General features: G+C 61.5%; 18 protein-coding genes. 6 read left to right on the top strand and 12 right to left on the bottom strand.

Going from position 1 to position 19,003, the window contains the following annotated elements; genetic code table 11:
* Positions 1 to 9 precede the first annotated feature (9 nt).
* Positions 10 to 999 (bottom strand): class I SAM-dependent methyltransferase, encoded by a 990-nt coding sequence (locus tag EV560_RS02000; protein ID WP_131853480.1) that lies wholly within the window; start codon positions 997 to 999, stop codon positions 10 to 12.
* 392 nt (positions 1,000 to 1,391) lie between these two features.
* Between EV560_RS02000 and EV560_RS02005 the strand changes: the two genes are divergently transcribed.
* Genes EV560_RS02005 through EV560_RS02025 form a run of 5 tightly spaced genes read left to right on the top strand, consistent with a single transcriptional unit; the run spans position 1,392 to position 6,317 of the window.
* The gene (locus tag EV560_RS02005; RefSeq protein WP_165923275.1) at positions 1,392 to 2,393 is read left to right on the top strand and encodes a dTDP-glucose 4,6-dehydratase; all 1,002 of its coding nucleotides are present in this window, start codon (positions 1,392 to 1,394) and stop codon (positions 2,391 to 2,393) included.
* On the top strand, positions 2,359 to 3,357 hold the full coding sequence (locus EV560_RS02010) for a glycosyltransferase (RefSeq protein WP_131853484.1): 999 nt from the start codon (positions 2,359 to 2,361) through the stop codon (positions 3,355 to 3,357). Before EV560_RS02005 ends, EV560_RS02010 begins: the two co-directional genes overlap by 35 nt.
* Entirely contained in the window at positions 3,341 to 4,399 is a 1,059-nt protein-coding gene (locus tag EV560_RS02015; protein ID WP_165923276.1) for a DegT/DnrJ/EryC1/StrS family aminotransferase, read from the top strand. The genes EV560_RS02010 and EV560_RS02015 overlap by 17 nt, the downstream gene beginning before the upstream one ends.
* Positions 4,396 to 5,121, top strand: a complete 726-nt coding sequence (locus tag EV560_RS02020; RefSeq protein ID WP_131853488.1) for a WbqC family protein — start codon at positions 4,396 to 4,398, stop codon at positions 5,119 to 5,121. The genes EV560_RS02015 and EV560_RS02020 overlap by 4 nt, the downstream gene beginning before the upstream one ends.
* Positions 5,043 to 6,317: a methyltransferase domain-containing protein gene (locus tag EV560_RS02025; RefSeq protein WP_131853490.1), complete on the top strand. Its 1,275-nt coding sequence runs from the start codon at positions 5,043 to 5,045 to the stop codon at positions 6,315 to 6,317. Before EV560_RS02020 ends, EV560_RS02025 begins: the two co-directional genes overlap by 79 nt.
* Here EV560_RS02025 and EV560_RS02030 read toward each other — a convergent pair.
* The 4 genes from EV560_RS02030 to EV560_RS02045 are packed head-to-tail and all read right to left on the bottom strand — an operon-like array spanning position 6,287 to position 10,128.
* Positions 6,287 to 7,537: a metallophosphoesterase family protein gene (locus tag EV560_RS02030; protein ID WP_131853493.1), complete on the bottom strand. Its 1,251-nt coding sequence runs from the start codon at positions 7,535 to 7,537 to the stop codon at positions 6,287 to 6,289. The genes EV560_RS02025 and EV560_RS02030 overlap by 31 nt on opposite strands.
* The gene (locus EV560_RS02035) at positions 7,534 to 8,571 is read right to left on the bottom strand and encodes an ATP-grasp domain-containing protein (RefSeq protein WP_131853494.1); all 1,038 of its coding nucleotides are present in this window, start codon (positions 8,569 to 8,571) and stop codon (positions 7,534 to 7,536) included. Before EV560_RS02035 ends, EV560_RS02030 begins: the two co-directional genes overlap by 4 nt.
* Entirely contained in the window at positions 8,568 to 9,467 is a 900-nt protein-coding gene (locus EV560_RS02040) for a class I SAM-dependent methyltransferase (protein WP_165923277.1), read from the bottom strand. Before EV560_RS02040 ends, EV560_RS02035 begins: the two co-directional genes overlap by 4 nt.
* Positions 9,460 to 10,128 (bottom strand): class I SAM-dependent methyltransferase, encoded by a 669-nt coding sequence (locus EV560_RS02045; RefSeq protein ID WP_131853498.1) that lies wholly within the window; start codon positions 10,126 to 10,128, stop codon positions 9,460 to 9,462. Before EV560_RS02045 ends, EV560_RS02040 begins: the two co-directional genes overlap by 8 nt.
* Positions 10,129 to 10,283: 155 nt before the next feature.
* Here EV560_RS02045 and EV560_RS02050 point away from each other — a divergent pair, with 155 nt between their 5' ends.
* Positions 10,284 to 10,907 (top strand): class I SAM-dependent methyltransferase, encoded by a 624-nt coding sequence (locus tag EV560_RS02050; RefSeq protein WP_131853500.1) that lies wholly within the window; start codon positions 10,284 to 10,286, stop codon positions 10,905 to 10,907.
* Positions 10,908 to 10,923: 16 nt separating this feature from the next.
* On the opposite strand, the gene EV560_RS02055 is transcribed toward EV560_RS02050, so the two are convergent.
* From EV560_RS02055 to EV560_RS02085, 7 genes are all read right to left on the bottom strand, one after another.
* Entirely contained in the window at positions 10,924 to 12,720 is a 1,797-nt protein-coding gene (locus EV560_RS02055; RefSeq protein ID WP_131853502.1) for a hypothetical protein, read from the bottom strand.
* Positions 12,721 to 12,882: 162 nt separating this feature from the next.
* Positions 12,883 to 13,806 (bottom strand): glycoside hydrolase family protein, encoded by a 924-nt coding sequence (locus EV560_RS02060; RefSeq protein WP_131853504.1) that lies wholly within the window; start codon positions 13,804 to 13,806, stop codon positions 12,883 to 12,885.
* Between the two features lie 11 nt (positions 13,807 to 13,817).
* Positions 13,818 to 14,477: an acetyltransferase gene (locus EV560_RS02065; protein ID WP_131853506.1), complete on the bottom strand. Its 660-nt coding sequence runs from the start codon at positions 14,475 to 14,477 to the stop codon at positions 13,818 to 13,820.
* Positions 14,474 to 15,115: a methyltransferase gene (locus EV560_RS02070; protein WP_131853508.1), complete on the bottom strand. Its 642-nt coding sequence runs from the start codon at positions 15,113 to 15,115 to the stop codon at positions 14,474 to 14,476. The genes EV560_RS02065 and EV560_RS02070 overlap by 4 nt, the downstream gene beginning before the upstream one ends.
* An 82-nt stretch (positions 15,116 to 15,197) precedes the next feature.
* Positions 15,198 to 15,938: a WbqC family protein gene (locus EV560_RS02075; protein ID WP_248311849.1), complete on the bottom strand. Its 741-nt coding sequence runs from the start codon at positions 15,936 to 15,938 to the stop codon at positions 15,198 to 15,200.
* Between the two features lie 87 nt (positions 15,939 to 16,025).
* Positions 16,026 to 17,078, bottom strand: a complete 1,053-nt coding sequence (locus EV560_RS02080) for a class I SAM-dependent methyltransferase (RefSeq protein ID WP_131853510.1) — start codon at positions 17,076 to 17,078, stop codon at positions 16,026 to 16,028.
* A gap of 31 nt (positions 17,079 to 17,109) precedes the next feature.
* On the bottom strand, positions 17,110 to 18,660 hold the full coding sequence (locus tag EV560_RS02085; protein ID WP_131853512.1) for a tetratricopeptide repeat protein: 1,551 nt from the start codon (positions 18,658 to 18,660) through the stop codon (positions 17,110 to 17,112).
* Positions 18,661 to 19,003 lie beyond the last annotated feature (343 nt).

Genomic DNA, 19,003 nt, shown 5'->3' on the forward strand with positions numbered 1-19,003 from the left:
TCCTTTCGGCTAAGCCGCAACAGTGTTTCGTGCCGGAGGAGCGACACTCGTGCCCTTGCCGCTGCCCGTTTCTGCACGCTTCCTGGCGACCACTACCCGGCTTCCGCCAATCGGCCAACTCATACCGCGCAGCGTGAGCTTCACCTCAACGTCGAGGATCCCCTGCAGGATGCGATTGAGCCTGGGCTGAATATTGAATTCCCGCCGAGCGAGTTCGCGTGGGTCCTGGTCCGGGGCCGCCTTGCGTGAGCGCACCCGCGCTAGCGCCATCATCGGCAGCAGCAGGACAGTGTAACTCGTCGAGAACAGGACCTCGAAGCCGGCACGCTCCAGTTTGGCCTCCAGTTCGCCGCGAACATAGCGGCGCTGATGATGCGCTATGTCGTCTGAGACGCTCCAGAGCGAGGGATGCTGCGGCACCGTGGCAATAAAGCCGCCGCCCGGAACCAGCGCTGCCGCGATCCCCGCAATAGCCTCTTCGTCTCGATCGATATGCTCCAGCACGTCGAAGCAGCCGGCAAGATCGAAGGCGTGACGCAAGGGCATCCTGCGGGCGTCGGCCTGCAGGAGCTCGACCTGCCCGGGCAGGCGCGGACGGGCGAGCGAAAGCCCCGCGGTGTGGATCTCGGTCCCGACGATACGGCTCCAGCGCCGGCTGGCGGCAAGTGCGCCGATGACATTGCCGGACCCGCAGCCGATCTCGCAAAATCGCGTCGCCTCGGGAAAATATGCATCGACGAGCCCGATAATGAGGCGGCGGCGAGCGGCAAACCAGAAATGATCGAGTTCCGCCGTGGCGAGGAAGGTGAAATCGGCCGGGTCGAAACCGGTCAGCGTATCGGCAAGTGCTGGAGCGGTCAGCGGGATGCCGTCACGCTCCTGGAGCGCGTGCCCACAGCTCTCGCAGACCCACCCCAATGGAAGGGCAGGCTCGCCCAAGCCGAAGGGCGTCTCTTTACCACAACAAAAGCAAAGGCGCATTGCCGTCATATCAAGCATTTTTGGCACCTGATGAGCGTCATCAAATCCGATGCCTTACTGGTCTTAACGAGTCCACAGTTCAAGCCTTGTCCTGCAATTTCGAGCCGTGGGATACCGGATATGGCAATTTAGCTACAGCCAAATTCGTAACGAGCTGCCCAAAGGGCCTACTCGCTACGCTCGGCGGCGTGCACTGCGTAAATCCATCCCAAATGTGACACCGCTTGATGCCTCATAGCACTTCGGATATGGGTGCACCGCGTTCTTCTCTAGGCTTTGAATTGAATGCCTATGCTGCAAAAAACCATTCAATCGACCCAGTCCGACGAGGGGATACGCTTGATTTTGAACGGTGATGCGAACTCGCTTCCGTGCGGCGGCTCGCGAAGGATTTTGCTGGGAGCGACACTTTGAGCGAGCCGGATTTTGCTCATAATCATGTGATCGCCGAACGGCTGAACCTCGCAAACGGCTCTGGTCGCATAATTCTCGTCACCGGCGGCTTCGGCTTCATCGGCAAGCATTTCATACGGCGCTGCCTCGAGGCCGGCCATCACATCATTAATGTCGATCGCGTTAACTACGCCGCCGACCGGTTGGTGCGGGCAGAGTTTGCGAAGCATCCGAATTACCGCGTGCAGGAACAGGATATCGCGGCGCTGGATCACCTCAGCGAATGCGATGTGATCGTGAACTTCGCCGCGGAGTCGCATGTCGACAATTCGATCTCGGACAACACCAAGTTCTGCCTCTCCAATATTCTTGGCGTCCAGCGCCTGCTTGAGCTCGTGCGGGTGAAGCAGCCGGCCGACCGACCACGTTTCATCCATATCAGCACCGACGAGGTCTATGGTGAGGCGCTTGACGGCCCGCATCACGAGACCAGCATCCTGCGACCCTCTAATCCGTACTCGGCGACCAAGGCGGCAGCCGACATGTTGGTGATGAGCTGGGCCAGGACCTATCATCTGGATTGCAACATCGTTCGGCCGACCAATAATTATGGGCCGCATCAGTATCCTGAGAAACTTATTCCGAAATCCTGTGCGCGCCTGAAGCGTGGCCGCCCCGCTCTCCTCCATGGCAATGGCAGCTATGTCCGCTGCTGGCTGCATGTTGAGGACACGGTCGACGCGGTGCTTACCGTCATCGAGAAGGGCGCCGCCAACACGATCTACAATGCCGGAGGCGTTGATTATCTTCAGAATATCGAGATCGTGCGGCGCCTGGCCCAGATCATTGGCGTGCCCGAGACCAAAGCCTTCGGCTTCACCGAAGACAGGCTCGGACAGGATCGCCGCTACAGCATTGACTCGGCACGACTGAACGCCCTCGGCTGGCGGCCGAAGCGCTCATTCGACAAGGAGATCGAGAGCATTGTCGAGCAATCCGAGTTCCAGCGCTTCCTCTGACCGCTGGACAGGTGCCGCGGCGCCGGGAGGTGTCGGGATATCCCTGGTCATACCTGCCTATAATGAGGAAAGCGGTATCGAGGCATTGGTTCGGGAAGCCCATGCCGTGCTGGCGGGCATCGACGACCGCTTCGAGATCATCGTCGTTAACGACGGCAGCCGCGACAACACCGCGCGCGAGCTCTCAAAGCTGGCCGAGGAATTCCCTGAACTGCGGCCAATCTCGCTGCGCATCAATAGCGGCCAGCATGTCGCCACATTCATTGGTCTGCGCGAGGCGCGCGGTGATTTCGTCTTCCTCGCCGATGCCGATCTGAAAGCCGCCTTGCCGAGCCTGGTCCTGCTGCATGCGGCGGCGCAGGCCGACGAGAGGCTCGATATCGTCAGCGGTATCCGCAGCAACCGGTCAAAGACCATGTACCGGTCGCTCGGCTCGAACGCGGTGTCCTTCATCGTCAACCGCCTGACGGGTGCGGGCCTGCGCGACCCGGCCTCGCCCTTGCGGCTCTATCGCCGTCATGTCGTCGAGACGATCGTCGAGGCCGACATCCTCGCCCAGAACCTGCCGATCCTGACGGCACTGCTGGGCCTGCACGTACAGGAAATCGAGCTCGACATCCCCGATTCGGGCCGTCGCAGTCGCTACACCCTGGCGGCGCTAGTGCATATTCTGCTGCTGGCGCTGCTGAATTTCTCGGGCGGAACGCGTACGATCCTCACATTGATCGGGCTCGGCAGCCTGTCGTTGATGCTGGGTGGGCTCGGCCTGGTCGGCATGACCATCGACGGCATCGTTCGGCAGCAGGCGCTCGGCACCAATCTCCTGCTGCTCTTCGTGCTTTTGACCGTTGTCGGACTGCAGTTCTGCCTGATGGGCGTGATCGCCTACAAGCTCGAACGCATCAACACAAACCTGCGCTTCCGCCAACTCGTCTATGGCGCCCGCTATGATCGTCGCGGTTGAGGGGCCGACGCTGCCGCCCGATCTGCTCTGGACCGGGCGGGGCACGGCGGCATTGGTCGCGCTCCTGCGCGAGGCCGCTCCGCCAGGTTCCGGCGTGCTCGTACCGGTGAATCTCTGCGCCATCGCGGTAGCCGGAATCATCTGGGCCGGCATGCGGCCAGTATTCCACGATGTCAGCGCAGCGCACGGGAATGCCGAGATCGCGCATCTCGAAGCGGTCGACAGTTCCGATTGCCGCTTCGTGCTCGCAGTGGCAAATTTCGGCCGGCCAATCGACATGGACGCGTTCTGCAGCTTTGCCAAGCAGCGCGGCCTGATCCTGGTAGAGGATACTTGCAACGCACTCGGCGCCAGTTGGAACGGCCAGCCGCTCGGTAGCTTTGGCGATGCCGCTCTGTATTCCTTCAATGGCGGCAAGATCCTCGATGTCGGGCATGGCGGCGCAATCAGCATCCGCGACCCAGCGCTGCGCGGGCGTGTCGCTGCCGCGATCGCCGAAATGCCACTTGCCGACACCGGGCATCTGGCGGCCATCGCGGAACTGGAAGCCACATTGCGCGTTGCGCGGCAGGCTGGCGATGAGGCGGCGCAGCGCGGCGCCTATGCCCGGTACCGGCCTCAAGCGCTGTTTCGCGTTGACGCAAGCTGGCCCACGCGTCTCGCTCCCGGGCTCGACCAGCTTGAGGCGGACATTGCCCGCCGCCGGTTGCTGTCGGCCCGCTACCGCGCCACTATCCGCGCGCCGGGCGTCACCCACGCTCCCGCACGGCAAGGCGAGGCGGTTTGGCGCCATTCGCTATTGGTCCCGCCCGAACGCCGCGATGCACTCGTCGCCCGGCTGCGGCAGATTGGGTTGAGCGCCAGCACTTGGTATCCACCGGTGAACCGGATGTTTGCGCCAGAGTCGCGCAGCCTCTACCCCGAGGCCGAGCGGTTCGCGGCCAGAATCGTCAATCTCTGGGTCGATCACTCGACCGATGAGGCGATGGTCGATCGCACCGCTACGATCATCAATAACTTCTTCGAACAGGCGACAGTATGATCCTGGTGACCATCCAACCCAGTTTTCTTCCCTGGCTCGGTTATCTCGAGCAAATGGCCTTAGCCGATATCTTCGTCTATCTCGACGACGTGAAATACACCGGTCAAGACTGGCGCAATCGAAACCGCGTGCTCGATGCCACCGGCAAACCCGAATATCTCACCGTGCCTGTCCGAGCCCAGGCGGAGAAGCTCCCGATCAAGGATGTCCGAATCAGCGACGACCCACGCTGGGCTCGCAAGATAATCAACAAGCTAAAGCCCTGGTATGCGCGCGCTCCCCACACCAAGCGCTATCTGCCCCGGTTGCAGGCGATCCTCGAGGGAGGGCACGAACTCCTTGTCGACCTGAACTATGAGATCATGGCGATGCTGGTTGAGGCCTACGACATCAGGACACCAGTCACCCGGAGTTCGGAGGCGGGCATTGTCTCGACCGATAAGAACCAGCGCCTGATCGACCTCTGCCTGCATCACGGCGCGACCGTGCTCTATGATGGGGCGGTGGCGGCGGATTTCATCGATATCGAGCGCTTCCGCGCCGCCGGCATCGAGGTCGTGTTCCAGAACTACCGGCCACAGCCTTATGATCAGGGCGGGCATGCTTTCGTCAGCCACCTTTCCAGCCTCGACACCCTGCTCTGGTGCGGCGACGCAGCCCGCGACATCCTGCGGGCGAGCCCGGTGCCGGACGCGCTGCCGGCGAAGGGGAAACGGGCATGAGCCGGAAATGCCCCTCCTGCGGCGGTACGGCATGGGAGCCATTCTACGAGTCGCGCAGCGGTCGCCTCCTGACCGGCGACCAGCGGATCGCGCCCGGCCATCTGGCCAAGATCGTGTGCGCCTCCTGCGGCGTGGTCGCGAATGCCCGCGCCCTGAGCGATGACGAGCTGCGCGAGCTCTATGGCGAGGCCTACCAGCTCAACACCTATGGTCGCGAAGAGCACCTGTTCTATACGGCCGACGGTCCCGTACCGCGCTCGAAGGTCATCTTCGACTGGCTGGCCACGCTCCTCCCAGGCGATGCCACGACAATCGTCGAGATCGGCTGCGGTGAAGGCAACGTGCTTCGGCGCTTTCAGGAAGCCGGCCCTGATCTGCAGGTCGTTGGTTTTGAAGGCAGCCAGCATGCCGCCGGGCTGGCGCGGGCCAAGGGCCTCGACGTTCGCAACGACCTGATCCTGTCGTCGGACCAGAGCCTGCCAACGGCCGATTTTCTCTTCTCCTACAACGTCCTGGAGCATGTCGAGGATCTGGATGCCTTTCTGTCCGTCCTCAAGCGCGCCTGCCGCCCCGGCGGTCGCATCATCTTCGGCCTCCCGATCCAGGACGAAGGCGGCTACGACCTCTTCTTCGCCGAGCATGTCTGGCATTTCTCGATCGGCCATGTCGCGCGCGTGCTTCGGCGCCACGGTCTCTCGATCGAGGAGGTGAAATCCCATCACCCGGTCAACCGGGGTGCGGCGCTCTTCGCCTGCAGGGTGGCAGAATCGGTCGCAGAACCGGAGAATGGGTCGGAATTCGCGGGCTGGCGCAAGATGCAGTTCGCCAATCGCGACTATTGGCTGGGCATTTTCGCCAGAGTCGATGATCTGCTGACCCAGGCTTCCGGCCACTCCCTGGCCGTGTATGGCTCCGCCGAGGTGCTGAGCCTGTTGATGTGCCACACCGCCCTCGGCGAGGCGAACATCGTGATGTGCCTCGACGAAGACCCCAACAAGATCGGAACAATCAAGCACGGCATCCCGGTTCATCATCCTGACGTCCTGAAGGGGAGCCCGGTCGACGCGGTGCTGCTGACTGTGAACGCGCGCTATAACGACCAGATTCGCGCCAAACTGGCGCCAGCCGGCATTGCGGTGCTTTCCTGCTTTTCCGAGACCGGAACTCAGGCCGGGCTGCCACCCACCGTCGAATAGGAAGGCGTCACGCTCCCCAGCTCGATCTTGACCTCCTCGGCAATCACGCTGTGCCCGCCGATCGAGGCCCCCGGCTTCACCGCTGCATAAGCGCCGATCCGCGTATGGTGGCTGATCGTGGCCCCCGGCCAGATCGAGACGCCCTCGCCAACTGCGCAATAGGGACCGAGATAGGCCTGCGCATCGACGATCACGCCCTGGGCCAGACGGGCGCTCGGCGACACGGTCGCCTGCGGGTGGACCAGCCGCGCCAGCCTGACTCCCTGACGCTTGACTGTCTCCGCCACCCGCCGGCGCGCGTCGTTGTCACCGATCGCCACGGCGACGTCGGTTACTCCGTGCTCGTCGGCGAGCGCAGCAAGATCAGCGAGGCGCCCAAGCACAGGCACGCCGCCAACGGAGCGTCCGGCGAGACCGGGCGCGTCATCGACAAAACCGATGAGAGCGATACCCGGATGCGCCGCGGCAAGTTCGGCGACCATCTCGCCGTAGATCGACGCACCGACGATGATCAGCGGCACGGGCGGGGCCTTGCCAGAAAAGCCGCTCCAGCGCCCGCTGGCGAGACAATTGGCGTATCGCTCGTCATAACCGAGCTCGGCCATCCGGGTGAGGACCGGGGTTGCATCGTACGGGACTGCGATCTCGTGCATGGAGCGCGCCGGCAGATCGAGCACCATGGCGCGGGCGCAGGCGACGCCGTCGGCCGGCAAACCGACAGGGCCCGGGTTGAGCACCGCGTAATCGTCGCCGACTTCATGGAGATGATGGTGGGTATGGCCGAGCACGAGCACACGGCCGCTGGCGAAGGCGCGCACGGCCTCGGTCACACTTGTGACCTTCTGCTCAAGGGGGGAATCCGGGCCGCCATGCAGCACCGTCAGAGTACAGTCATCGAATGTCAGGTCGAGCCGCTCCGGCAGGCTGGCGAGCCAGGCGCGGGTCTCTTCGCTCACATAGCGTCGCTGCAATTGCAGGGCGCGCGTCGCGGCCGAACTGCCGGGAATGCCGAACCCCTCCAACAGCGCCATATCGTGGTTGCCCCTGATGCAATGCGCCCCCAGCGCGCGCAGACGCGCCGCAACTTCGTCGACGAGCGGCAGGTGCCCGGCAATGTCGCCGGCGCAGAGCCAAGCATCGACCGGGCCAGCGGCCGCGATCACCGCTTCCAGCGCCGGCAGATTGCCGTGGACGTCGGCGATCAGCCCCAGCCGTGTCATGGCCTGCCCTTCCAGGTCGAGAGATCACGCTGCAAAGCGGCCTCGAACTCGTCTGCCTCGAGATAGACCTCGCGCCATTCGCGCATGACTGCGCCGGAGCGGGCGCTGATCGGCGGCAAGGTCTCGCCCAGCACGTATTCGCGAATCGCCAGCTCGGGTTCGTTGACCCCGAAATGAGCCCGGACGGGGGTGGTGCTGCTGAAGCGCGGGTTGACCTCGAAACAGACCGGGCCGCGCGGCGTCAGCCGCAGCTGAACATTGCACGAGACCTTGGCGTCGAGCGCGGTCGCGACCTTGCCGGCATAGGCGGCGATGGCATCATGCTGCAGCACCACGCCACGGTATGTCAGGCCGAAATCGAGATCGCGCCGGATCACCGTCGTGGCCGCAATCCGGCCGTCACCACAGCGATAGATGCCGACGGTGTATTCGGCATCATCCGGCAGCAAGCACTCCTGCACCACCGCGCCGGGCCGTAATTGTGCCGCGAGCTCGTCGCGCCCGCGGATGCGGGCAAGACCACGGGAGGCTGAGCCTTTGCGCGGCTTGACGATCAGCGGGAAGCCGACCCGCGCGATCAGTGCCTCGACCGCTTCACTGTCCTCGGCCTGAGCCGAGGCCGGATGGTCGAGGCCAGCCGCGGCAAGCGCGCAAGCGGTCAGGTACTTGTCGTCGGCGACGTTGAGCACGGCGCTGTCGTTGAGCATCAGGACGGCGCCGCTCTCGGCCTCGATCCGCGCCTTGTCACCGCGCAATTTTGCCGGCTCAGCCTCAGTACCGAAGAAGACGATGGCGATGCGCTCTCGCCGCAGAAAAGCGACCAGCTCCTCGACATAGCCCGACGCATCGGCGCGCGGACACAGGATAGGCGTCGCCCCGCCGAAGAAGCCCGCGGAGAACGGGTTTGAATCGAGCGCGAATAATTCGAGCGGCAGGCGCGACATTTTCAGCGCCTTGAAGATGTTCTGGCCGAGCGGGTTGCCCATTCCCGTTACGGCAACGCGAATCGTGTCGGGCGTGTCCGCCGGGCTCATGAGTTCTGTCCAGTCGAGGTGCGCCAGAGGCGAAAACTCATCGGGGTGGCCAGCGCTGGTGGCAAATGACGCAGAAGGCCGATCAGCCCGAGCCGCTGCATGACCCGGTAGATAACCGGCACCAGGCCGGGATGACGGGCGCTGAAGCTCGGATCGGTGTCGATACGGCTGATCGTGGCGTGCAGCAGGCCAGGCTCGAAGGCGACGCTCAGGCCGGTCGATCCGGCGAAGCGGCGGACCCGGCTCGTCGTGATGAAGTTCAGCGAACGCCAAACCTCGTCCTCGCGCAATTGCGGGCGCAGCCAGGTCACCGCCTGGGGAAAGCCCGGCACCAGCGGCATGGCGTAATGCGGCTCGTAGGGGACATGATAGTTCGGGCAGGTGTGCAGCATCTGACCGCCCGGCGCGAGGACACCGAGCATGGCTGCGAGGTTCACCTCGAGATCGGGGATGTGTTCAAGCACGTTGACCGAGAAGATCAGGTCGAAGACGCCATCGCTCACCGGATCGAGTCCGCTTGCCTCGCGGTCGATCACCGCGACGTCATGCTCCGGCACGAAGGCACGCAGCGCCTCGCCGATGCGGGCACTGTCACCGAAGCCGTTGGCGCCGGGTTCGAGCGCGACGATCTCGTAGCCACGCCGGCGCAGTTCGAAGGCGAGCAAGCCAATTCCAGCGCCGACATCGAGAAGTCGGATACCCGGCCGCAGGTATCCTCCGAGCAGGCGCAAGCCCACCTCGACCTCGGCCGCGCAGGTCTCGACGACCTGCCGCACGCGTGTGGTCGGAAGACCGGTGCGGGCGACGGCGAAGGCTACGAAGGCGTCGCGCCAGCTGGAATTGGCATGAAGCCCGCCCCCGTCTCCGGTGGAAGGAGACTGTGATCCGTCAGTCATAGGCGCGGATATCGTCGGCCGGTGGCGTTTCCAGGCGCGGCCTGTGCCGCAGCGCGAGGGTGAACTCGAACGGCAGGTAATCATGATGCAGCGAGACGAAGGGCGTCAGCGTCTTGGCGTAGCGCAACATCTCCTCAGGCTCGAAATAATGATGCTCCGGCTCGCGATAATCGACATAGCTGGTCATGAAATCGACCACCACGCCGTCGCGCGCGGCAGCAAACATCCGCGCCAGCGCCTCCCTGGCGACACTCTCATTGTTATCCGCCTCGTAGCGCGCATTGAACAGCTGCGACATGAAGACGACATCGGGAGCCAGATCGTCGACCGGCTCCTGGAAGATGTCGCGCGCGAGGAATTGCGCCTCGGGAAAGAGCTTGCGGTCATAGTCCAGGAACGGTTCGACGATATCGATACCGACATAGGCGGCAATGTCGATGCCGGCATTACGCAGGAAGCGATAGAACATCGCGATCCCGCAGCCGACATCGAGGACACGACGGCCGGCCAGGTCAAAAATTCCCGCATGAAGACTGTGACGGATGTACTGCTTCGGAGCGCCGCCCGACTTGAGCGCCGCAACGTCGAAACCATGCTCGGACAATCGAGCCTGGTATTTATCGACGATCCGGGCGATTTCGTCTTTGCTAAGAGCGTTCAATTGATTATCTCGCCGGACAAAGCAGTTCGAGCCCGCGATCTCTTACACGCTGGGTCGGCGGCGAACAAGCCGCGGCGCTTGACAGCGGCGGTCTCAGATGGCTTGCCGGGCGCTGGACGCCCAGCCGGCTTGGCGGCGTCCTTGGGAGAACGGCCATGGCGGAATGGACGAGCGGTATCTATCGCCTTGTCGGAATGCCGAAATTCTATGCCGCGTTCCAGGACGCGCTCGGCGCCGCGAAGGGCCGCAAGCGCTTGGTCCGGGAATTCATCAGGCCGGAGCCGGGTAGTCGCATCCTCGATCTCGGCTGCGGCAGCGCCGCCATCCTGCCCGACCTGCCGAGCGATGTGCGCTATGTCGGCATCGACCATAATCCACGCCATATCGCCAAGGCCAAGGCCAGCCATGGCGAGGCCGGGCTGTTTCACGCTGGCGATTTCAGCGCTGCTGCCAGCCTCAGCGCCGAACCCTATGACCTCGTGCTCGCGCTCGGACTGCTGCATCATCTTGAGGATGACGAGGTCAGGTCGCTGCTGAAGCTGGTCCGCTCAGTGATCGGGCCGAACGGCCGCTTCCTGACAGTCGACCCGGTCTTCATCGAGAACCAGCCGGCCATCGCGCGCTTTCTCATCCGCAACGATTCCGGCCGCAACGTGCGCGACGAGATGGGCTATGCCATGCTGTCGCGCAGCATCTTCCCGCAGGTGGAGACCTTCATCCACCACGACTACCTACGTTTTCCCTATACGCATTGCTTCATGGAGCATCGACTCGGCTGACCCGAGCAGCGGCCGATCAGCTCTGCGCCCCGGGCTGGGGGCCGTCGAGATCGTAGACGCGAATGAAGAACGGGGAGATCCCGGGCTCTTCGACTGGCGTGAGGCCGCGCAGCTGCAATCGATAGCCCCGCTGCTCCAGCCTATCGCGCCCCGCATCACATTCAATTGCGACCCGGCACAGAAGCGCGACCGAAGTTGGAGACGCAGAAGCCTGCAGCATATTGCCTGCGTGGGCGTCGAAACTGGGCATCTCTGCCCCCAGCATGGAACTGTCCCACAACCAGGCGGAGGCCAGGCTGTCCCAGTAATTCAGGCGCAGGATCGTCGTCCCGAAACGCAGCGAATAATCCGTCCAGAAGGCGAGATGTGGACTGGTGTCGGAATAGCTTTCGCGGTCGAACCAGAACAGGAGCCGCCGGTCGCCCAACCCTAGCCCCTTGACGAAGCTGCTGACGCGAGCAGTCGTCGTGAGATAGGCGCCGAAATCAGGGGCTCCAGCCGGCCGGAAGATGCGGCGCGTGTCGCTGTTCACGACGGCAAGCAGGATGAATAGAAGACCCAGCCCAGCGAGAGCCGGGCGCCAGCGCAACATGAAGAGGGCCCCCAGCAGCAGAGCCAGGCTGCTGAAGAGAAAGAGCCACTTGTAGCGGTATTGGACGACGGAGGCCTCGAGATTCCACAAATGCGGGGCGAGGCTGATCGCCAGAAGCGCGCCGCCACCAAGCAGGAGAATGATCGCCTTCCATGAGGAGGACTTCTGTTCCGGATCGAACCGCGTCACAACGCTGGCAGCGCCTGCGAGAATGAGCGCTTGTCCCGGCAAAAGGTAGCCGGTGTAGAACGATGATTGAAGCGCCGCGCCCCCGATGACGAAATCCCAATAGAGCAGGAATGCGACCGGGCCGAGCAACAGCGCGAGGCCGAGCCAAGTTGCCTGCGGCGTTCCTCCGAGGCGGCGGGTATGGAGAATCGTCGCGCCCGCGACGATAAGCGCGAAGACCGGCCCAAGGACCCGGTAGTTCATCGGCACCCATTCGCCCCAGCGGAGCTGGTAATTCGAGCCGAACCCCTTGAACGAGCGCGTGATCGCATTTTGGTCAGCCAGGACGAACAGGAATTTCCCGCCCAACGCGAGGCTGACGAAACCCAGCGCCGCGAGCGCCAGGGTGAAGCCCGCGCCCAATGCGAGGATCGCGATCCCTGAGTCCCGCCATGACCGCCACGACATCGCGAGCAGCGCCAGCACCCCACATCCGGAAAGCAGCACAGTGATCGGATGCGTCGCAGCACCAAGCGCGATCAGGGCGCCGGCGGCGATAAACCTCCAGGTACGTGTCCCCCCCGCCGACGCCATGAGGGCGAGAGCCAATAAAACGAAAGACATGGCGGGACCGTCAACGTAGCCACGCGCCATAGTGGCGATCCAGAGCGGATTGAGCGCCAGCCAGCAACAGATGAAAATCGCGGGAAGGCGGCCATGAAATTTGGCGACGACCCCATAGAAACCCGCCATCGCAAGGCAGGAGAATAGGATAACCAACAGCTCGCCCGCGATACGCGGCGCAAAAACTCCATAGAGAAAGCTGCCGGTCAAAACGAAGGGCAACCTCGCCGAGTGGTAGCTCTGGCCGAATTCAGCCAGAAGATTCCGATAGTCCAGAAAATAGCCGATATACATCGCCGGATCGACCCAACCCGGCGGCGGAAAAATCTGTACTGGAGCAAACAAAATGACGGCTATGGTAATACAGAATACAGCGAGCATGGGTAGCAAAGCCGAATCCTGCAGTGTTCTTTTGGTATCCGCAATCAATAGCTTATCTCGCCAAAATCACATCCAGGAACAAGACCATCCGAGCATCCCCTGACCGACGGAAGCACCCGGGCATTGCAAACGCCTTAGAGACTGGCGAGCGCAACAACAAGTGTGTTCGTCGAAGTTGAAGCACGGGAGGCTGGATCATCTAGTGTCCACTCAGCGCTCCAGCAGGGCAATTCCGAAGCCAGTACGGCCATAGCCGTTGCCGTTGTAGAGCATATAGCGCCGCCCGTGATGATCGAAGACGGCCGGATAGGTGCGTTCAGCATCCTCCCAATCCCCTGCCGCGCCGGCAAATCTGACATTGTCATCGCTTCGCTGCCAGTGCAGACCATCGGCCGAAGCAGCGAAGCCGAGTTCGTAGCCAGGCCTGCGCCTGGCATACCACATCGAGAACGTTCCATCCTCTTCGCGAAGGACGGCGGGGCGAGACACGGCGAACTCGGCCGGGTCGTTCTCGCCGGCCAGCGGAATCACGATGCGGTCCTGCGGCGACCAGACACGGCCATCCGGCGAGGTCGCCTGCTGAATGACGTGAACCATCTCAAGGCCTTGCGCGCCCCAGCACAAATGGCTGCCGAACCACATGCGCCAGCTTTGGTCGTTCCGCAGCACCCAAGGGTATCCCAGGGTCAGGGGAGTTGCGGGCGTGCGCCCGATCACGGGAACCACGCTCGCGCGCTCGAAGCGCTCCCCCTCGGCGTCCCCGACGGCAAGGCCAATAAAGTTCGAGAAAGGCACCGATGCGCCAACCATCCAGCCCAAGTAATAGGCAAGCAGGCGATCGCCATCCGGCACGATGCTGGTCACCGTGACCCCGTCGCCGTCAAAGGCGCCGCGTGCGCCCGGGGTGAAGAGCGGGCCGCGAACCGCGCCCTGCACGGAGAACTCGGCACCGTCGAGAGCGATATCCACGCTCGCAAGGCACGATCGGCTCGCCGCGTCCCGAACCGAAAAGAACACCCTCACGCTGCCATCGTCGCGCGCCAGCGGCGTTGGGTAGGACGCATGGGAATGCCACCAGGAGCCGTTCGAGATAGGAGCAACCACACGCCCCAGTGGTCGCCAGATCTGAGCCATCGCCGCCCCGTTCAGATTTTTAAACGTGTCGACGGCACCTTGCGCTTCTCGATCGTCGCTACCGGAGAATATACGCCCTCGGGGTCGGTATTCGCCTGAACGATGCAACCGGCCCCCAGCAGGGTGAACGGCGCGATCGCAATATGGTCCACGATGGTGCAGTTCACGCCGATGAAGCTATTGGCGCCAATGGTCACGCCACCCGACACAACGACGTGCGACGAGATGAAGACATTGTCTTCGATGACCGAATGGTGGCCGATATGGTTGCCGCTCCAGAGGGTGACATTGTCGCCGATCCGGCAAAACGGTTGCAGCGTATTATCCTCGAGAATGAAGCAATTCTCGCCAATCGTCTCGGTCAGCACAGTGGCTTTCGGGCTGACATAGCTCGCAAGCCGATAGCCGGCCTCGCGAAAGGCGGCCGCCTTGTCGGCTCTCAGGCGATTCATCTTCGCGTAGGAGACGGCAACGAATGCCTCGTGCCCATCAGCCGGAAAAGCCTTTGCGACCTCTTCAAGCGCGATCAGCGGACGACCATGCAACGTGTCTCCCTTAAGAAAGGCCGCATCGACGACGAACGCCGCGACCTCGCGGTCCAGCGTACGGCGGAAATAGAAATCGGCCAGTTCAGCGATATCGCCGGCGCCGAAGATGATAAGCGGTTTCATAGCTTGGCCGTCGTTACAGAGATCGTGAACTCGTAAAGCGGATAATCATGCATCAAAACAACATTGCGTCCATAGCGTGCGACACAGTGATTAAACAATTGGCCGGGATCGGGATACCAGAGCCGGGCTTCCTTCCGATCAGCGTCCGAGAACCCTGTCAGCGCGTTGAATGCGAAGCCGCGTCGCGCCTTCGCAGCCATCGCGTCAAGCGTCGAATGGACGAAATCGGTCCACACTGCATCGTCATACCCGAAACGGACATTAAAAATCCCGCTCGCCAAAACGTAATCCGCAGGCTCGGCTGCTTCCGTGCCAAGGGTAAAGGAGACGGCAGGGTCGTCCGCATAGGCGGCCTCAGCCGCAGCGACCATATCGGGCGAGATGTCACAGCCCACATAGCTGAACTGTAGGCCGCTCAGACGAAGATACTCCACCAAAGCACCATAGCCGCAACCGATTTCGACGATCGACACAGGTTGAGAGCGATCGAGTTGACGCAGCAATTGTGCGAAGCGCTGATGCTGGCTGGCCTCATCCCGCCAGTCGACTCCATTGGGTGTCGCGCCGAATGTGCGCAGCTTGTTCGTGTAGTACTGTCCGACCTCCGAGAGAATCTGAGCAGAGACAGGATCGGACATTGCGTATTCCATTCGCTGATGCACGGCTTTAAACGTCTAGAGCACGATGCGGAAATGCGGAACCATTTTCCCGCATCCCGCACTAGTTTGTCATCGAGCCAACTAATCGCTCAGTGTTGAAGCCACCCGACCGGATGCTCGGGCTTTTCAAAAGGTCCGGACCGCGATTGAAAATCTGGTCCAAAATCGTAACCGCAATATCGAATTCGCCGTGCAGTTGTGGATAGGACTCGTACGGGCCATAGTTCATCCATTCTACCGTAACACCGGCCTGCTCGAAGAGAGTCTCGTCGAGGTAGCTCTTCGCACTCGGCCCGCTCACGTAGTGTGTCGCGCCCGCCGCCCGGCAGAGATTGAGGAGGCGCTCACTGCTACGCCCGTCAGCTTGGTAGATCCGATCGCTGACGACGCTTACGCTCAGCCCGAGATAGCCAACCAACTCCTTGAGCAGGAAGGTATTGACTTCGGTAAGCCGCTTCATGCCGTCAACGGCATCGAACCAGCCGCGCACCTTTTCCTTTTCGGCTGCGAAAAACGGAGCCTTCTGATAGTTTACCGCAATCGAACGCCAATGCCGCTCGGCCCAAGGCTCGGAAATCTCGACTTCCTCGATCGGTTGATCTGATCGCGATTTCGAAATGACCGGGACCGTCAACCACTCCGCACCCCTCGGAGTTTTGATCTTGTTGCGATTATGCCAATGGCGCTTCACAAACTGAACCTGATCGAAAATGATATACTCGTCGCATCGTCCTATCATGTCGAAAAACCCGATCCAGGGTATGTAACATGACTGAATAATCGCGACTCGCTTCATCGACATTGCCTGCCACCTCGTGCCTGGAAAACTCTGCTCATGCCCGAGCGGCCCTCAGCGTTGGACCGGCAGACGCAACGCCGCCCCCCTCGCTCAAGACCGCTCAAAGAGCCCAATCAACTTGTACCCGAGTTTCAGGCCGTGGAGCTGAGCAGGCGTGAGAACCACTTCTGTCATAAAATTGCTGCCACCAGCCGGCGGTGTCACTTCGGCAGAGGGACGCAGTCGCTTGATCGTCGCCAGTTGTTCGGCCTTGGAAAAATGGGCGACACGGTCGAGTTCGCTCACGACGGTCTCGACGAACACGGCCCGATAGCCCTCGCGAGCCAGCATGTCGGCCAGCGTCTGCGGGGTGAAGTACGACCAATGTCCAGGGCAAACCGTGCTGCTGGTCGCGCCCTCCAATTGAACCAAAAGGCTGTCCCAATTGGGAACTTGAATGAAAAGGCGTCCGCCTGGCTCAAGGTAGTCCCTAACCGCTGCCAACAAGCGACGCGGATAGGCAAAATGTTCAAGAACGTCGAGAACCGCTATCGTTTGGAACAGGCGACGATCCGCCGGGACGTCGCGCGGAAAGTAGCCCTCGACAACCTTCGCGCCACGCCGCCGCGCCAGAGCGGCAGCCGCAGTGCTCGGTTCTATGCCGAGGGTATCCCAACCGCGCTTCCCTGCCTCAACGATGAATGTGCCCGATCCGCAGCCAATCTCGAGCATGGAGCCCATTTGCGGATTCAGCCCGCCGATCCGGTCGAGGTAATAGCGCGCGCGGGTCGATTCGAGCTCAAGGAAGGCACCGAGCGAGTGCAGATTCATGGCTTCGTCGTCAATTTCGGACGCCTGGTACCGGACCGCATCGGCGGCCTCATCCATGACCTGGCGGGTATAGGTCATCCGGCATGAGGGGCAATTGATGACGTCAAGACCGTGCGCCTGCAGAGCAGCCTCTCCAGGCGCAGGCGCAGCACAATTCGGACAATTGCGTTCGAAGTAGTTTCCGGTCAGCCCGCCGGCAGCGGGCGGCGCATTCTGAGCCATGGCAACTCGCTCCGCCGCGCGAAAGCGGCGATATCCCTCTTCGAGCCGCGTCCGCATGCCGGGAATGAGGGCTGCATCGAAGTCGTCTCGGCCATCGGAAAAGGCTGCCATACTAAGGACCGCTCTCACTTCACTCTTCGATTCAACGCCCGAAAAATCGGAACCCGATAGGCCGTCGCCGAGCGTCGGCAACGACGGTGGAAATATCTGCTATGATTTTTTTGGCAAAGGCTTTTGTATCGCTCATCCGCTCGGCCAGTGCCTGTGAACGCCTGCAGGCGCCCTCATACTCAGCCCTATCATTCAGAAGTCGCGTGGCGATCTCGCAGAATTCGTCCCAGTTCGCAGCAACCAGAGACGAATCCCGCTGCGCGACGATGGCGGGCATCTCCTCACTGTGAAGCGTCACCACCGGGCGCCCCTTCGCAATCATCTCGCGGCTCGATTCGCCCCCCGTCACGGGCCAAGTGTCGAGGAATACATCGATCAGCCGGCCCCAGACATGGCCATCGACCCAACCCGTTTCGACGTGCATGCGGCCACCGACCGCGCTGGCCGCGATGAAAGCCCTGATGTCGCTATCGTCTCCCGTGCCGCCAATGATCAAAGCCGCATCCGGACAGCTTTGCAGGATGCGCTCAGCCGCCTCGAGATAGGGACGAGTGACCTTTACCAGTCGACCGTAGCTCCCGATCAACTTCGTAGCGTCCGGAAGCCGTGCCCGGCTTTGCGCGATGAGATCCGGAGACCTGGCCTGATTTAGCGTCGACAGATCCCAGGGAGGATTGAAATCAAGCATTCTGGCATTGCCCCAGCCCGCGATCTCCGGGGCAATTCCGAAACTGTTGAAAACCGCGTCGAGATTTCGAATTGGCCAAGCGGGCATGCCCGCTTGCAGAAAGATTTGAACTGGAGCGACACGGCGCGAAAACAGAACCGTTGGAATTGCATTATTCATGTCCGAAATGATCACGTGCGGCTTGTCGATCGCAAGTTGCCCCTCGATCGCCGCAAGTGCTTCGGCAGGCGTGTCCCGAGCCAAGACGCAGCAATCACCACCCATCTCCCGCAATCGGGTTGCGAAAGCCTCGTCATGGAAGCGCCAGGCATAAACACTGAGTTTGTGACCCGATCCCTCGAGCGCCTTGGCAAAATGCTGAAGCGCGGTACTCATCGGATTGCCGCTGTCCGCGAACATGGCGAGCCAGACGATCTTCGTGGCGGGACCATGTTTGGGCAGGGAGGGGAGTAAACGAATCCGCCCCGACCGCGACAAAGCAGCAGACGCTGCTCGCATAGGCCCAACAGCGAACTCGCACTGCTTAGTGTTGCTGTCGCCGAAGCACCACACCACGAAGAAGAAAAAATCAATTAGATCGCAAACAAGGCCAATATTATTTCCGCTTGCAGCGAGCCACTTTTCAATCGCTCTACCAAGAACACGGTGATGCTCAACGGCACGGCGATCCCACTTCCAGTAATAGTAGTCAAATGCGTGCTTCAACGCGCCGTGATAAACGTCTATTTGATCGATATCTCCAGGGTCAATCGACAGGAGAAAACTAAATTTATCACTAAATTCTCTATAATTTTCATAAATACGATCACCGCCCTCAGCCGTAATCGATGATATCGCTATTCTTATCTCCTCGCCGCTTATTTTAGTATCGGATTTATACTTAAAAAAACTCACCACTGAACGATCCCCAGTGAAACACCCAATGCGATTACCGAAACTCAACCTGCTGAAACGGTACGCAGGAGGCTCCTACTGACGCACTCGGCCTGCAGCTCGCTCAGTTTTGCGCAATGAGTGCCCTGCTCGGTGGGATCGGTCAACACAATCCATTTTCACCGCTATCACGTTGTGAAAAAAGCACGTGCTCACTCAGCCCCACCAACCATTTATGCGCTGCGAGCTACCTGTGAAGCCAGTCAACAATATCTTATAGGCCTCGAAAGCGTGGAATCGGATAAAACCGCTTTTATCGAGAAAGGCACATTGATGTACTCACTGGCGGCGGTTCATACATGGT

The sequence above is a fragment of the Allobosea sp. BK604 genome (assembly GCF_004341515.1).
Lineage (GTDB): Bacteria > Pseudomonadota > Alphaproteobacteria > Rhizobiales > Beijerinckiaceae > Allobosea.